This is a genomic window from Streptomyces sp. V2I9, from assembly GCF_030817475.1.
Classification (GTDB): Bacteria; Actinomycetota; Actinomycetes; order Streptomycetales; family Streptomycetaceae; genus Streptomyces.
Genome location: NZ_JAUSZJ010000002.1, coordinates 4210880 through 4226556 on the forward strand (window position 1 = coordinate 4210880; position 15677 = coordinate 4226556).

General features: G+C 73.8%; 11 protein-coding genes. 10 read left to right on the plus strand and 1 reads right to left on the minus strand.

What is annotated here, in order from left to right; all coding sequences use genetic code 11:
• Positions 1 to 14: 14 nt before the first annotated feature.
• From QFZ71_RS18780 to QFZ71_RS18800, 5 genes are all read left to right on the plus strand, one after another.
• Complete coding sequence (locus QFZ71_RS18780) at positions 15 to 1775, plus strand: serine/threonine-protein kinase (RefSeq protein WP_307669336.1); 1761 nt, start codon at positions 15 to 17, stop codon at positions 1773 to 1775.
• A 169-nt stretch (positions 1776 to 1944) separates the two neighbouring features.
• Entirely contained in the window at positions 1945 to 3585 is a 1641-nt protein-coding gene (locus tag QFZ71_RS18785) for a serine/threonine-protein kinase (RefSeq protein WP_307669337.1), read from the plus strand.
• A gap of 174 nt (positions 3586 to 3759) precedes the next feature.
• Entirely contained in the window at positions 3760 to 5376 is a 1617-nt protein-coding gene (locus QFZ71_RS18790; RefSeq protein WP_307669338.1) for a succinic semialdehyde dehydrogenase, read from the plus strand.
• A 153-nt stretch (positions 5377 to 5529) separates the two neighbouring features.
• Positions 5530 to 7410, plus strand: coding sequence for a GMC family oxidoreductase (locus tag QFZ71_RS18795; RefSeq protein WP_307669339.1), 1881 nt, complete (start codon positions 5530 to 5532; stop codon positions 7408 to 7410).
• Positions 7411 to 7620: 210 nt separating this feature from the next.
• Positions 7621 to 9342, plus strand: a complete 1722-nt coding sequence (locus QFZ71_RS18800) for a peptidase (RefSeq protein WP_307669340.1) — start codon at positions 7621 to 7623, stop codon at positions 9340 to 9342.
• Positions 9343 to 9946: 604 nt separating this feature from the next.
• Here the strand turns inward: QFZ71_RS18800 and QFZ71_RS18805 are convergent.
• Positions 9947 to 10252 (minus strand): chorismate mutase, encoded by a 306-nt coding sequence (locus QFZ71_RS18805; RefSeq protein ID WP_307669341.1) that lies wholly within the window; start codon positions 10250 to 10252, stop codon positions 9947 to 9949.
• A 405-nt stretch (positions 10253 to 10657) separates the two neighbouring features.
• Here QFZ71_RS18805 and guaA point away from each other — a divergent pair, with 405 nt between their 5' ends.
• The 5 genes from guaA (at position 10658) to QFZ71_RS18830 (ending at position 15655) form a co-directional block, all read left to right on the plus strand.
• Positions 10658 to 12244 carry a glutamine-hydrolyzing GMP synthase gene (gene guaA / locus QFZ71_RS18810; protein ID WP_307669342.1) on the plus strand — a complete coding sequence of 529 codons (1587 nt, stop codon included), beginning with the start codon at positions 10658 to 10660 and terminating at the stop codon, positions 12242 to 12244.
• Between the two features lie 101 nt (positions 12245 to 12345).
• Complete coding sequence (locus tag QFZ71_RS18815; RefSeq protein ID WP_307669343.1) at positions 12346 to 12555, plus strand: hypothetical protein; 210 nt, start codon at positions 12346 to 12348, stop codon at positions 12553 to 12555.
• Between the two features lie 42 nt (positions 12556 to 12597).
• Entirely contained in the window at positions 12598 to 13368 is a 771-nt protein-coding gene (locus tag QFZ71_RS18820; protein WP_307669344.1) for a cyclopropane-fatty-acyl-phospholipid synthase family protein, read from the plus strand.
• A 117-nt stretch (positions 13369 to 13485) separates the two neighbouring features.
• Positions 13486 to 14274, plus strand: coding sequence for a class II aldolase/adducin family protein (locus QFZ71_RS18825; RefSeq protein ID WP_307669345.1), 789 nt, complete (start codon positions 13486 to 13488; stop codon positions 14272 to 14274).
• 112 nt (positions 14275 to 14386) lie between these two features.
• A complete protein-coding gene (locus QFZ71_RS18830) occupies positions 14387 to 15655 on the plus strand; it encodes a hypothetical protein (RefSeq protein ID WP_307669346.1) in 1269 nt (422 codons plus the stop codon).
• Positions 15656 to 15677 lie beyond the last annotated feature (22 nt).

Below are 15677 nucleotides of genomic sequence, written 5' to 3' on the forward strand. Positions count from 1 at the left end.
GGCGGGGGCTTCACGTGGATCGATCACAGGGCACGGACGCGGGACCGGTGCTGGCGGGGCGCTACCGGCTGGGCGACGTGCTCGGCCGGGGCGGTATGGGCAAGGTCTGGCGGGCCCATGACGAGGTGCTGCACCGCACGGTCGCCGTCAAGGAGTTGACCGCCGGGCTGTACGTCGCCGAGGCGGACCGGCTCGTCCTGCACGCGCGGACCCAGAAGGAGGCGCGGGCGGCGGCGCGCATCACGCACCCCGGAGTCGTCACCGTCCACGACGTGATCGAGTACGACCAACGCCCCTGGATCGTCATGCAGTACGTCGACGGGCCCTCGCTCGCCGACGCCGCCAAGGAGAGCGGCGAGGTCGCCCCGCGCGAGGCGGCCCGCATCGGACTGCACGTGCTGAGCGCCCTGCGCGCCGCCCACAGCGCCGGGGTGCTGCACCGCGACGTCAAGCCGGGCAACGTCCTGCTGGCCCGCGACGGACAGGTGCTCCTCACCGACTTCGGGATCGCCGCGATCGAGGGCGACTCCACCATCACCCGGACCGGGGAACTGGTCGGCTCCATCGACTACCTGGCCCCGGAACGGGTACGCGGCGGCGATCCCGGACCGGCCTCCGACCTCTGGTCGCTGGGCGCCACGCTGTACACGGCGGTCGAGGGGACCTCCCCGTTCCGGCGCACGTCCCCGATCTCCACCATGCAGGCCGTCGTCACCGAGGAGCCGCCCGCTCCGGTCAACGCCGGTCCGCTCGGCCCCGTGATCACCGCCCTGCTCCGCAAGGACCCGGACGAGCGGCCCACCGCCGCGCAGACCGAGCAGATGCTGCTGGACGCCATGGAGGGCCGCGAGCCCCGGTCCGCGCAGGCGCACGTGCCCACCCAGCGCTACCCGGAGGAGTCCCGCTACGGCTACCGGGGCCCGCACGGCTCCGCGGCCCCGGCCGGCCCGCACACCGCCGACGCCCCGGCCGACCCGCCCGGCTCCGACGGGGCCACCGCCCGGCTGCCGGGAGCGACGTCCGCGGCGACCGCGCAGCCCGACGCCCCCGGCCCGGAGCGGACGTCCCCGGTCACCGGCCCCGTCCCGCCCCCGGCGACCCGGCGGTCCGGCTCCCGCTGGCGGACGGTGCTCGTCGTGGTCGTCGCCGCGGCCGTCCTCGGTGGCGGGGCCGGGCTGATCGCCATGAAGTACGGGGAAGGGCCGGGCAGCCCCGGCACCCCCGGCACCCCCGGCGGCACCGCCGCGAGCGGTCCGCCGTCCGCCCCCGGCACCACCCCGGAAGGGACCGCCCCCGCGCAGGGGACACCGGAGATACCCGAGGGCTGGCACCGGGTGGACGACCCGGCGGGCTTCAGCCTGCTCGTGCCCGACGGCTGGACGCGGCAGGTCCAGGACGGCCAGATCGACTACACCCCGGACGGCGGGGCCCACCGCATCCGCATCAGCGTCGATCCGGACCCGGACTTCGACCACCCGTATCTGCACATGCAGAGCATGGAGGAGCAGCTCTCCGAGCGGCTGCCGGGCTACCAGCGGATCGGGATGGAGGAGAACACCTTCCGCGACCGCCCCGGCGCGCTCTGGGAGTTCACCTGGAACGAGACCAAGGATCACGCGGGGCCCCGGCACGGCATCGACCAGATGTACTACGGCGGGCCCGGCGGCCCCGAGTACGCCCTGTATCTGACCGCTCCGCAGGACGGCTGGGAGGTCAGCCGCGCGAAGTTCGACGTCATGCTGCGCAGTTGGCGGGCCCCCGAAGCCCGGCGGTGATCCCGCCCCGCGCGACCCGGCGGTGATCCCGCGTCGCGCCACGCCGGCCGGCGGCAGCGCGGCGGCCCGGCCGCCGACGCCGTGCCGGGGTTGCTGTACGGTCACGGCTTCGCACCTGCCGGCCGTACCCGGTGGTGCCGGACCCGGCCGGTGATCCAGGATGGTGCGCATGACAGATCACGGGGGACGGGCCGACGAGCCCACCAGCTACGGACTCCAGCCGCCGCACGCTCCGGGCGGATTCGGCGCACCGCACTCCGCGCCCCCGGCGCACATTCCCTCCCCGACCGTCGCGGCGAGTGCCCCGGACAGCGCGGCGAACCGGCTGATCGGCGGGCGCTACCGGCTGCTCGCCCGGCTCGGGCACGGCGGCATGGGCACCGTGTGGCGGGCGCACGACGAGGTCGTCGACCGCGAGGTCGCCGTCAAGGAGCCGCGCGTACCGGAGCACCTGGGCGAGCGCGAGCACTCCACCGTGTACGAGCGCATGCGGCGCGAGGCGCGGACCGCCGCGCGGATCGACCACCCCTCCGTCGTCACCGTCCACGACGTGGTGATCGAGGACGGTAAGCCGTGGATCGTCATGGAGCTGGTGCGCGGGCCGTCGCTCGGCGACCGCCTCCAGGAAGGCACTCTGGACGCCCGCGAGGCGGCCAGGATCGGCCTCGCGGTCCTCGACGCGCTGACGGCCGCCCACGCGATGGGCATCCTGCACCGGGACGTCAAGCCGGACAACGTCATGCTCGGCACCGGCGACCGGGTCGTCCTCACCGACTTCGGGATCGCCCAGGTCGAGGGCGAGCAGCGGCTCACCGAGACCGGCGCGTTCATCGGCTCGCCCGAGTACATCTCCCCGGAACGGGTCCTCGGGCAGCGCCCCGGACCGGAGTCGGACCTGTGGTCGCTGGGCGTCGTGCTGTACGCGGCGGTCGAGGGCATGTCCCCGTACCGCCGCTCGCACACCCCGGCCACCCTCCAGGCCGTGCTGTCCGCCGAACCGCAGACGCCCGCCCGCGGCACCGGCGCGTTCGGCACGCTCGTGATGCAGCTGCTCCGCAAGGACCCCGCCGCGCGCCCGCCGGCCGCCGAGGTCCGCCGGACGCTCCAGCAGCTCGTGGCCCCCGCCCCGGCCACCTCCCCGTACGCGGCTCCCACCGCGGTCGCGGGCGGCGGCAAGTGGGTGCCGCCGGTGCTGCACCGCAACCGTCCCGCGCAGTTCGCCCTCGGCGGCGGGGCGCTCGCCGTGGTGGTCGCGCTCCTGCTGATCCTGCTGAACCCGTTCGCGGGCGACGGGCCGCCGGAGGGCTGGCAGGTCCGGCCGGAGAACGAGGTCCTGTCGGCGGACGTGGCGGTGCCGGAGGAGTACAAGCGGGTCCAGGACGACAGCGGCGAAGTGGTCTGGTACACGGACCCCAGCGGCGTCTTCGAGATCGACTTCTGGCACCGCGCACCGAAGAACGACCCCGACGACATGGACGACAACCCCGGAGCCGACCCGGTGGCCCGCAAGACCTACTACGAGAAGGGCGGGGCGGACTCCACGCAGATGAAGGAAGCCTCCGTCACCACCGAGGAAACCACGCACCAGGGGCGGAAGGCGATCGAGATGGACACCGTGTACGTCCCGTACGACTCGTCCGACGACGACCCGCTCCGCCACCGCTTCCGGGAGCTGCTGATCCCCGGCGAGAAGAAGAGCGACCCCTACTGGCACGTGCGGGTGCGGATGCCCGCGAAGGGGCAGGCGGCGAAGGACGGCGACGCGATCTTCGACGAGGTCGTCGACGGGCTGAAAATTCACGGCTCCTGAGCGTCGCGCGCCGACCGCTGCCCGGCGGTCGGCGCGCGACGCCACTGATCAGCGGTTATGTCGCCAGCGATCACTGGCTCGGTCGAGAGGGGTGTCGGGCGGCGGTGGCGGGTCCTGTGAAAAACTGTTACCCACGGGTACCCAAAGGCTCCGGCTGGACATACTCTCGGCCTCATGACGGACTCGCAGGCCCCTGACGCCCCTCTCGGTACGAACCCCGTGGCGGTCGCCCCCGCCGGCGTGCGCACGGCCGCCGACGTGGTCACCCCCGAGGTGATCGCCCAGCTGACCCGCGGTGTCGTCGGGTCGGGCCGTACGGCCAACCACACCCCGTTCACCGGGGAGAAGCTGGCCGACCTGCCCGAGTCCACCCCCGAGGACGTCGCCACCGCCTTCGACCGGGCCCGTGCCGCCCAGCCCGTCTGGGCCGCCGTCCCCGTGCGGCAGCGGGCCGCGATCCTTCTGCGCTTCCACGACCTCGTCCTCAGCCGCCAGTCCGAGGTACTCGACCTCATCCAGCTGGAGACCGGCAAGGCCCGCCTGCACGCCCACGAGGAGGTGCAGGCCGTCGCCGTCGCCGCCCGCCACTACGGGCGCAGGGCCGCCGCCTACCTCAAGCCCCGCCGCCACACGGGTGTCGTCCCGACCCTCACCAAGGTCACCGAACTGCGCCAGCCGCGCGGGGTCGTCGGCCAGATCGCCCCCTGGAACTACCCGCTGGAGCTGTCCGTGGGCGACGCGCTGCCCGCGTTCGTCTCCGGCAACGCCGTCGTGATGAAGCCGGACACGGAGACCGCGCTCACCGCCCTGTGGGCCCGTGACCTGCTGATCGAGGCCGGGCTGCCCGCCGAGGTCTTCCAGATCGTCCTCGGCGAGGGTCCGGTCGTCGGCCCCGAGGTCGTCAGCCGCGCCGACTACGTATCCTTCACCGGCTCCACCCGTACCGGCCGCGAGGTCGCCGTCGGCGCCGCCTCCCGGCTGGTCGGCGTCTCCCTGGAGCTCGGCGGCAAGAACGCCATGCTCGTCCTGGAGGACGCCGACGTGGAGAAGGCCGCCGCCGGGGCCGTCCGCGCCTGCTTCTCCTCCGCCGGACAGCTCTGCATCTCCATCGAGCGGCTGTACGTCCACGAGTCGGTCGCCGACGACTTCGTACGCCGGTTCGCCGCCCGGACCCGCGCCATGCGGCTCGGCAGCTCCCTCGCGTACGGGGCCGACATGGGCTCGCTCGTCGGCGAACGCCAGCTGGAGACGGTCGCCCGGCATGTCGAGGAGGCCGTCGAGAAGGGCGCGACCCTCGTCGCCGGCGGCGTCGCCCGCCCCGACATCGGCCCGCTGTTCTACGAGCCCACCATCCTCGACGGGGTGGAGGCCCCGATGGCCGTCTGCACCGAGGAGACCTTCGGGCCGGTCGTCTCGATCTACCGCTTCAGCGACGAGGACGAGGTGATCGAGCTGGCCAACGCCACCCCGTACGGACTCAACTCCAGCGTCTGGACCACCGACTCCCGGCGCGGCCACGAGGTCGCCGCCCGGCTGCGCACCGGCACCGTCAACATCAACGAGGGGTACGCCCCCGCCTACGGCAGCGTCCAGTCCCCGATGGGCGGCATGAAGGACTCCGGCCTCGGCAGGCGGCACGGCTCCGAGGGCATCCTCAAGTACACCGAGGCCCAGACCGTCGCCCAGCAGCGGCTGATCCCGCTCGCGCCCGCCTTCGGGATGGACGACGAGAAGTACGCCGCGTTCATGACCCGCAGCCTCAAGGCGATGAAGGCGTTCCGACTGCGCTGATCCCGGAGCCCGCCGCGCCTCCGGGGGCGCGGCGGCCCCGGCCGCTTCCCGGCGTCGTGGCGAGCCCCGGCCGGCCCTTCCCGGGGTGCCGGGCCCGCCCCCGGCCGCCGCACCGTCCGCCCTTTTCGTACCGATTCCGTTCCGAGGAGTGCCATGTCCCAGGTCAGCCCTGCCCAGAAGCAGGCCGTGATCCATGTCCCGGCCGACGACGACGCCGCGTACGACTACGACGTGCTGGTCGTCGGTTCGGGCTTCGGCGGCGCGGTGACGGCCCTCCGGCTGACCGAGAAGGGCTACCGCGTCGGCGTCCTGGAGGCGGGCCGCCGCTTCACCCGCGACACGCTCCCCAAGAACTCCTGGGACATCAAGAACTACCTCTGGGCCCCCGCCCTCGGCCTCTTCGGCCTCCAGCGCATCCACCTCCTCGGCAACGTCATGGTGCTCGCCGGGGCCGGCGTCGGCGGCGGATCGCTCAACTACGCCAACACCCTGTACGTGCCGCCCGCCCCGTTCTTCGAGGACCGCCAGTGGGCCTCGATCACCGACTGGCAGGACGAGCTCAAGCCGTACTACGACCAGGCCCGCCGGATGCTGGGGGTCCGCCTCAACCCGACGGTGACCCCCTCCGACGTCCACCTCAAGGCCGTCGCGGAGACCATGGGCGTCGGGGACACCTTCCACCTGACCCCGGTCGGCGTCTTCTTCGGTGACGGCAAGGACGCCGACGGAACCGCGAAGGCCAAGGCCGGCGACACCGTCCCCGACCCGTACTTCGGCGGCGCGGGCCCCGACCGCACGGCCTGCACCGAGTGCGGCGAGTGCATGACGGGCTGCCGCCACGGTGCGAAGAACACGCTGAACGAGAACTACCTCCACCTCGCGGAGCAGGCCGGAGCGGTCATCCACCCGATGACCTCCGTCGTCGCGGTCACCGACGACGCGCGGGGCGGCTACCGCGTCCTGACCGTCCCCACCGACCGCCGCCGCAGGGCCAGGCCCACCAAGCTGCGCGCCCGCAAGGTCGTCATCGCCGCCGGAACGTACGGCACCCAGACCCTGCTGCACACCATGAAGGACCGGGGACTGCTGCCCGGGATCTCCGCGAAGCTCGGCGAGCTGACCCGGACCAACTCCGAGGGCCTGGTGGGCGCGCAGACCAGCGACCGCCGGTACCGCAAGAAGCACGGCATCGCCAAGGCGGACTTCACCCGTGGCGTAGCGATCACCTCCTCGATCCACCCCGACGAGAACACCCACATCGAACCCGTCCGCTACGGCAAGGGCTCCAACGCCATGGGCTCGCTGACGATCCTCCAGGTGCCCTACGGCGGCCGCCGGGTCCTCGGCTGGCTCGGCAACATGGCCAAGCACCCCACCCTCGCGGTCCGTTCGCTCTCCAACCGCCGCTGGTCCGAGCGCACCATCATCGGGCTCGTCATGCAGTCGCTCGACAACTCCCTGACCACGTACCGCAAACCGGGCGGCATCGGGAAGGGCCTGCTCACCGCCCGCCAGGGCCACGGCGCGCCCAACCCGGTCCAGATCCCGGACGCCACCCGCAGCGCCACCCTGCTCGCCGAGGAGATCAACGGCTTCGCCGGGTCCAACATCGGTGAGCTGATGGGCACCCCGCTCACCGCCCACTTCCTCGGCGGCTGCCCGATCGGCGCGAGCGCGGAGGAGGGCGTCATCGACCCGTACCACCGCCTCTACGGCCACCCCGGCATCAGCGTGGTCGACGGCTCCGCCATCTCCGCCAACCTCGGCGTCAACCCCTCGCTGACGATCACCGCCCAGGCCGAGCGCGCGATGTCCCTCTGGCCCAACAAGGGCGAGGCGGACCCGCGCCCGGAGCAGGGGGAGGCGTACGAGCGGCTCGCCCCCGTCGCCCCGCGTACGCCCGTCGTACCGAAGGAGGCGTTCGGTGCGCTGAAGCTGCCGTTCCTGGGCATCCCGGTGGTGCCGCCGAAGGGGACGGCGGAGGCCGGGAAGGACGTGAAGGGCGTCGGGAACACCCCCGTGCCCAATCCGTGAGCCCGGCCGGTCGCAGGCGCGTGCCCGGCCGGGGGCCGGGGCAGGACCCCGTCCCCGGTCCGTGGTCCGTGCCCGATCCGTGATCTTCCTCCGGGCAACCGTTCGGGGAGCCTCGCGGTCGAACCCGTACCGCGTCCCCTGCCGTCGTCACCGCGGCTGCCGCACAGCCGCTGCCCGGCAGCAGGTCCCCGCCGAGTACCAGAGGTTTCGATGACACGTCTGTCCCCGAGGGCCGCGCTGCACCGCGCGGCGGGCTCCCTCGCCGCCGCAGGCCTGCTGGCCGTGGCCCCGTTCGCCGGGGCGACGGCTCCCGCGCACGCCGCCGGCCTCCCGGTGTTCACGCTCGGCGGCCCCCCGGAGACCGGCCTGCACCCCTATCGCGCCGACGGCCGGCCGGAGCCGTCCACGGTCGGGATCACCCTCGACGACCCGTCCACCGGGGAGGGGAGCGGCTTCGAGGGGGCGTTCACGCTCACCTTCGACCTCAGCGGTGTCGCGGGTGTCGCCGAGGTGGCGTTCGCCGGCGGTACGGGACCGGAGTGCGAGGTCACCGGGGCGACGGCGGTCTGCGCGGGCCGGGGCGTCCGGCCGGGGGCGCAGCCCGCCGCCGACCTCCTCGTCACGGCCGCCACCGGCAGCGAGGCCGGTGACAGCGGCACGATCACGGTGACCGGCGAGGCGGAGGGCGCCGCCTTCACACCGTTCACCACACGGGTCACGGTCGGCGGCCCCGACCTCGTGATGGAGGAGCTGCCGTTCCGTACGGAGCTGACGCCGGGCGACCGCCAGCAGGCGCCGATCACCTTCGCCAACCGCGGCACCAGGGACGCCGACGGCGTGCTGCTCACCCTGCGGTACACCCGCGGCCTGGACATTCCGCAGCGCTACGCCAACTGCCGCTACTCCGAGGACGACCCGGACCTGCCGGACTTCGGCTGGACCACGGCGCGCTGCTCCGTGGAGGGCGCGTTCGAGGCGGGTGCGACGTACACCCTGGCGACCCCGCTGACCATCGAAGCCACCGACCGCGCCTTCCACGACACCTTTCTCTACCGCGTCGAGGAGGGCGCCGCCGCCGGTCCCGCAGCCCACGGGGAACACGGTGACGGCGACGTGCTGAAGGCGGTCCCGGTGCGGGACGCGAAGAAGCGCGCGGCCGTCCGGAACACCGACCTCACCCCGCACGACAACCAGCGCGAGGCCGACTTCCGTACGGAGAACACGGCCGACTTCGCCGCGTACGGCGACCGGGTGTCCGGGGCGCGCGGCTCCACCGTCACGGCCGCCCTCGGGTTCCGCAACGAGGGCCCGGCGTGGATCGGCCGCCTCCGCTCCGGCGAGAACGTCGCCGTCGTCGACGTCACGGTGCCCCGCGGCGCGTCGGTCGTGGCGAAGCCGGACCGCTGCCGCGCGGTGACGGCGGACGGCGGGTACCGCGAGGACCGGACGGGCCCCGCGCCGCGCTACCTCTGCCCGACCTCGACGACCGTGCGCGACGGCGAGGGCCTGGACCTGTCGTTCGAGCTGCGGATCGACGAGGTCCTGGCCGGGGCGGAGGGCGAGATCACCGTCCGGGGCGCCTCGCCGGGGAATCCGGCGCTTCCGTTCGACCCGGCCCCCGCGAACAACACCGCGAGGCTCGTTCTCAACCCCGAGGGCGGCGGCTCCGGCTCCGGCGGCACGGGCGGCGGCGGACCGGGCGGTCCGTCCACTCCGCCGGCCCCGAGCCCGGGCGGGGGCCCGCCCACGGCCTCCGGACCCCCGACGTCCAGCACCTCGGGCGGCAGCGCGGCGGGCGGCTCCGGCACCGGGGGCGGCCTCGCCTCGACGGGATCGGTCGCCCTGACCGTCTCGGGTGCGGCGGCGGTGTCGCTGGTGACGGGCCTGACGCTGGTGGCGGCGGCACGACGACGAGCCGGCCGGCACGCCTGACAGTCCGCTGCGTCCGGGGATGCCCGCGAGCATCGGCCCGTATCGGCCCGCATCGGACCGGAAAGGGAGGGACCGGAAGGGGGGGGCGGACCGGAGCCTCGGCCGACTCCGGACCGGAAGAGCGGCGGAGGCAGGGGCCGGCGGCGGGCCCCGAGGGCGGTGGCGGAGGAGGGAGCGGACCTCCGCCCGGAGACGTTCCGATGCGGCCGATCCCGGGCGTCCCCGGAATCGGCCGCACAGGGGGTGACCGGGCTGCTGTCCCCTGCGGACCGGTCACATACGCCGGGATGTGGTCCCACGACGCACCTGCAGTACGTCACACGTCCCGGCGGAGCCACGCGTGGTTCTTCCTATCGACGCCGCCCCTGGTTGGCACGGACACCGGGAACAACGAAGGCACCGCGCTCCCGGTCACGCGCCGTACGGGTGAGATGGCTCCCGAACGCAGTTACGCCCCCCGCCCGCCAAGCGGAGAACCGTTCCCCCCGGAGGGGCCCGGCGAGCGCCCGGCGAGAGCCCCGCCGGGCCCCTGGGGTGAGGCCCGGCGGGGGCCCGCACGAGGCCGCGCGGGGGTCCCGGTGCGGGAGGAACGCGGGACAGGCCCTCACACCCGGCCGCGGCACAGCTCCAGGAGCGTCATCGCCAGCGCGGTGCCCGGCCGGCCCAGCGCGTCCCGGTAGTGCGCGAGCACGGCGGTCTCGCGCGAGAGGTTGACGCGGCGGCCGCCCGAGGTGATCCGCGCCTCCTGGATCACCGCCGACACGGCCATCCGTTCCTGGACGAGGCCGATGATCCGGTCGTCGAGGGCGTCGATGCGCTCCCGCGCCCCTCCGATCAGGGCGGCGGCCTCGTCGGTGTGGGCGCCGGTCAGCTCGGCGGGGGTGACGGCGGTGGTGGTGCTGCTGCTCATGAGGTGTCTCCCGGTGGGTCGGTGGGCCGACGGTCGGCGGCGGCCTCCGGGGCGAACGGGCCCGGACACGCAGAACGCCCCGGACCTGTCGGCCCGGGGCGCCTGGAAGGGTGCTCGTCAGTTGCTCAAGCAGCACGACCATGGCAGCCGGCGGGCCGGATGCCATAGGTAAAGACGAAGGTCGTGTGCTGACGCATGGGGCCCAGTATGGCCCCGCGCCGCCGGGCCCGGCAAAACGCGGCCCGCATCATGAGACGCTCCCCGGCCGGGCGCGGGACCGCCGGTCCGGCGGAGGGTGGCTGCGCGGCGGTGGAACGGGACCACCGGTCCGGCGGAGGGTTCACGCGCGGCCGGTAGAATCGGAGGAACCGACCCCCCCCTTCACCACCGCCGGAAGGCCGCCCCGTGCCAGCAGCACCCCCCGCCGCCCCCGACGCCACGGCCGACGTGGTCCTCGTCGTCGACTTCGGCGCGCAGTACGCCCAGCTCATCGCCCGCCGCGTCCGTGAGGCCCGGGTCTACAGCGAGATCGTCCCGTCCACCATGCCGGTGGCGGAGATGCTGGCCAGGAACCCCCGCGCGATCATCCTCTCCGGCGGCCCCTCGTCGGTGTACGCGGAGGGCGCGCCGTCCCTGGACCGCTCGCTGTTCGAGGCCGGCGTCCCGGTCTTCGGCATGTGCTACGGCTTCCAGCTGATGGCCACCGTGCTCGGCGGCACGGTCGACGACAACGGGGCCCGCGAGTACGGCCGTACCCCGCTGCACGTCACGAAGGCGGGCTCGACGCTCTTCGAGGGCACGCCCACCGAGCAGCCGGTGTGGATGTCGCACGGCGACGCCTGCTCGGCGGCGCCCGAGGGTTTCACGGTCACCGCCTCCACCGACGTGGTCCCGGTCGCCGCCTTCGAGAACGACGAGAAGAAGCTGTACGGCGTCCAGTACCACCCGGAGGTCATGCACTCGACCCACGGCCAGCAGGTCCTGGAGCACTTCCTCTACCGCGGCGCGGGCATCGAGCCGAACTGGACCACCACCAACGTGGTCGAGGAGCAGGTCGCCCTCATCCGCGAGCAGGTCGGCGACAAGCGCGCCATCTGCGGCCTCTCCGGCGGCGTGGACTCCGCGGTCGCCGCGGCCCTCGTCCAGAAGGCCATCGGCTCCCAGCTGACCTGCGTCTACGTCGACCACGGACTGATGCGCAAGGGCGAGACCGAGCAGGTCGAGAAGGACTTCGTCGCCGCGACCGGCGCGAAGCTGAAGGTGGTCGACGCGGAGAAGCGCTTCCTCGACGCCCTGGCCGGGGTCTCCGACCCGGAGCAGAAGCGGAAGATCATCGGCCGCGAGTTCATCCGCGTCTTCGAGCAGGCCCAGCTGGAGATCCTCCAGGAGGAGGGCCCCGAGGTCGCCTTCCTCGTCCAGGGCACGCTCTACCCGGACGTGGTGGAGTCCGGTGGCGGCACCGGCACCGCCAACATCAAGTCCCACCACAACGTCGGCGGTCTCCCCGACGACATCGAGTTCCAGCTCGTCGAGCCGCTGCGCCAGCTGTTCAAGGACGAGGTCCGCATGGTCGGCCAGGAGCTGGGCCTCCCCGAGGAGATCGTCCAGCGCCAGCCGTTCCCCGGACCCGGCCTCGGCATCCGCATCGTCGGCGAGGTCACCAAGGAGCGCCTGGACCTGCTCCGCGAGGCCGACGCCATCGCCCGCGAGGAGCTGACGGCGGCCGGCCTGGACCGCGACATCTGGCAGTGCCCGGTGGTCCTCCTCGCGGACGTCCGCTCGGTCGGCGTCCAGGGCGACGGCCGCACCTACGGCCACCCGATCGTGCTGCGCCCGGTCTCCTCCGAGGACGCCATGACGGCCGACTGGTCGCGCCTGCCCTACGAGACGCTGGCCAAGATCTCCACCCGCATCACCAACGAGGTCGCGGACGTCAACCGCGTCGTGCTCGACGTGACGAGCAAGCCGCCGGGGACGATCGAGTGGGAGTGACCCCTCCCGCGCCCTGAGCGCCTCCGCCTGCGCTCCGAGGCTCTTCGGGTCAACGCCGATGCCGTCGCTCATTCGTTTGAGCGGCGGCATCGGCGTATCGCATGAGTCCGCAGCGGAAGTTCCCCACGCGAGCCATGTGGCTCCTGGAATCCGCCCTCCTCGCCCACGTCCCCGCGGATCTGGATGTCGACCGGGAGATGAGCATCAGGCCGGACACGCCCACCGGCATCCACCACCAGAAGATGCGTCTGTCCGTTCCCTTCCCGATCGATGTGGACCTCGGCGACATCTACCGCCGGGGCCGTCCCTAATCCACTGGCACCGCCCCCGCCTCCGTGCCAGGCTCCTGCACCATGTCCGCCGAAGAAGTCCGTGCCCTCCTGTCCGCCGCCGGCAACGACCGCCTGGTCTGGAACACCCCGCTCTCCGAGGAGCACGCCGCGCGGCTGATCGCCGCCTGCGACCCCGCCCCCGGCGGCCGGATCGTCGATCTCGGCTCCGGCTGGGGCGAGCTGCTGATGCGGCTCGTGGAGGCCGCGCCCGGGTCCGCCGGGGACGGCGTCGAGACCGACCCGGCCGCCGTGGCGCGCGGACGGCGGCTCGCACAGGAGCGGGGATTCGCCGAGCGGGTGCGGTTCCACGAGACGCCCGCCGCCGAGTGGGCCGAGGGCGGTTACGACCTCGCCGTCTCCATCGGCTCCTCGCACGCCTGGCCCGGCGAAACGGCCCGTGAGTCGACCGGGAACGCGCTCGCCGCGCTCGCCGCCGCCGTACGGCCCGGCGGACGGGTGCTGTTCGGAGAGGGCGTCTGGCAGCGGGAGCCGACCCCCGCCGCGCTGGCGGGCCTCGGGGCCGCGCCGGGGGACTACGGCTCGCTGCTGGAGCTGATCCGGCTGGCGGAGTCCGTCGGGCTGCGCGCGCTCCAGGTCACCGTCGCGGACGAACGCGAATGGGACCTCTTCGAGTCCGAGGGCCCGATCGGACGCGGCCAGCGCTGGGCCCTGGAGCACCCGGACCACCCGCTGCACGCCGAGGTGACGGCCGAGGTGGACGCCCGCCGCACCGGCTACTACGGCGGCTACCGCTCCTCCTTCACCCTCGCCTATCTGGTGCTCTCCACCTGACCCCGTGCGACGGCGTCTGGTGCTCTCCACCTGACCCCGTGCGACGGCGCCCCTTTTCACCGTCCCCCGCCCGGCGGTAATTTCCGGTCGTACGTCCCGTGAAGACGAGGAGCCGCCATGTCCGAGCACGTCGCCGTGCCCGCCCCCGCCCCGATCCCCGTCGAACAGCTCCACTTCACGATGCCGCCCGTGCACGCCTCGCCGGACGAGGAACGCGCGTACCGCAGGGAGCGGCTGGCGGGCGCACTGCGGCTGTTCGGACAGCTCGGGTACGAGGACGGGGTCTCCGGGCACATCACCGTCCGCGACCCCGAGCTGGCCGACTGCTTCTGGGTCAACCCGTTCGGCGCCCCCTTCGCCGACATCGCGCCGCAGGACCTGATCCTCGTCAACGGCGGCGGGCAGGTGGTCCGGGGCCGTTTCCACGTCAACCAGGCCGCGTTCGCCGTGCACGCGGCGGTGCACCGGGCCCGCCCGGACGCCGTGGCCGTCGCGCACACCCACTCCACGCACGGCCGGGCGCTGGCCGCGCTGGGGGAGCCGATCGAGCCGATCACCCAGGAGTCCTGCGCCTTCTACGAGGACCACGCGCTGTACGACGCGTACACGGGCGTGATCGTGGACGAGGAGGAGGGGCGTCGCCTCGCCGCCGTGCTCGGGCCGCACAAGGCGATGATCCTGCGGAACCACGGGCTGCTGACCGTCGGGGACTCGGTGGACGCGGCAGCCTGGTGGTTCCTCACCCTGGAGCGCGCCTGCCAGGTGCAGCTGCTGGCGCGGGCCGCCGGGAAACCCGTGCTGATCTCGCACCAGGACGCCCTCACCACCCGTGACCAGCTCGGCAGCGACCTGGTGGCCTGGATCAACTACCAGCCCCTGTGGCAGCGGATCAGTCGAACGTTTTGACGACACCCGCCCCCGGCCCGCCCCGATGCACTGCCGACCTGCCCGGTACGGCACAATTCACTGATATCGCAGGTGAGTTGGCTGTACGGGGCGGGAAAGGGCGTAATCCTCCGTGGCGTTGGACGAAGCACAGGCGAACGGCACGCACGGTGGCGGCTGTACGTGCGGCGACTGCCCGCACGGGGCGCGGCGCGGGCATCGGCGCGCGGTCGCCGCGTTCCTGGCCAAGCGCGACGAGCTGGCGGCCGGCAACGGGCTGCCCGCAGGGGTCGCCCAGTCGCCCTCCGCGTCCCGGCAGTGGGTCTCCGACGAGCTGACCGGGTCCGCCCGCACCGTCGCCGAGCGGGCGCGGGAGGCCGGGGACGCCTGGCTCCACCAGGTGTGGCGGGCCACCCTGTTCACCGTCTGGGGCGCGGTCGGGGCGCTCCTCGTCGGGACCTGCGTCACCGCGGTCGGGGCCGGCTGGTCCACCGCGCGCACCGCCGCGCTCCTCGCCGCCCTGCTCACGGCCGTCCCGCTCACCGCCGCCGCCCGTCACCACCGCGGCCGGGGCGGCCTCCTCGCCCCGCTGATCGGTGAGGACAACCGGCTCTCCACCTCCCGGACGGTCGCCGCCGCCTGGGTGCTGCTCGTCGTCTTCGCCGTCCTCGTCCTCGCCCTCCAACTGGCCGGGGCCTCGGACCCGGACGAGCGGGACGCGTTGATCGAGGGCCTCGACCTCGTGCGCTCCGCCGGGGTCGTGGCCGTGCTGGCGCTGGTGTGCGCGGTCGCCGTCGTGGTGCGCCGCGTGGTGACCGTACGGGTGCTGGGCCGCCGGCTCCAGAAGCTGCGCGCGGACCGGCCCCGCGCCGCCGACCTGCTCACCGACGACTCCGGGCGCGGGTCGTTCACCGATGTGCAGTACGTGCTGGTCAGCGCCGTCGCCGTGCTCTTCGCCGCGGTCCGCCTGGCCCGCCGCCCGGAGCAGGTGCCGGATCTGCCGTGGGGGCTCGCGCTGCTGGTCGCGGTCTCGGCGGCGACCTACTTCGCCGGGAAGTACGCGGAGGGCGGCCGGCCGGTCGTGCTCTCCGTCGTACGGGCGCGGGAGGCCGGGGACCTGGACGCCCCGATCCGGACCGGCGACGACATCGAGATCCGGGGCGCGGGCTTCGTACCGCCCGGCGCGGGCACCCCCGACCGGCTGGCCCGGCTCGTCGTCCGGATAGGGACCGTCCACGTCCACGTCCCGCTGGTCCCGGTCGCCGGAGGTTTCGCCAACCCGACCGACACCGTCCTCACCGTGCCCGTTCCGGTCGAGGTCGAGCCGGGCACCGTGGACGTCCAGGTCATCACCGCCGCCGGGGTGGAGACGGAGCGCGTCCCGATCGACGTCACCGACTGACCGCGGCCGCCGCCCGGTCGCG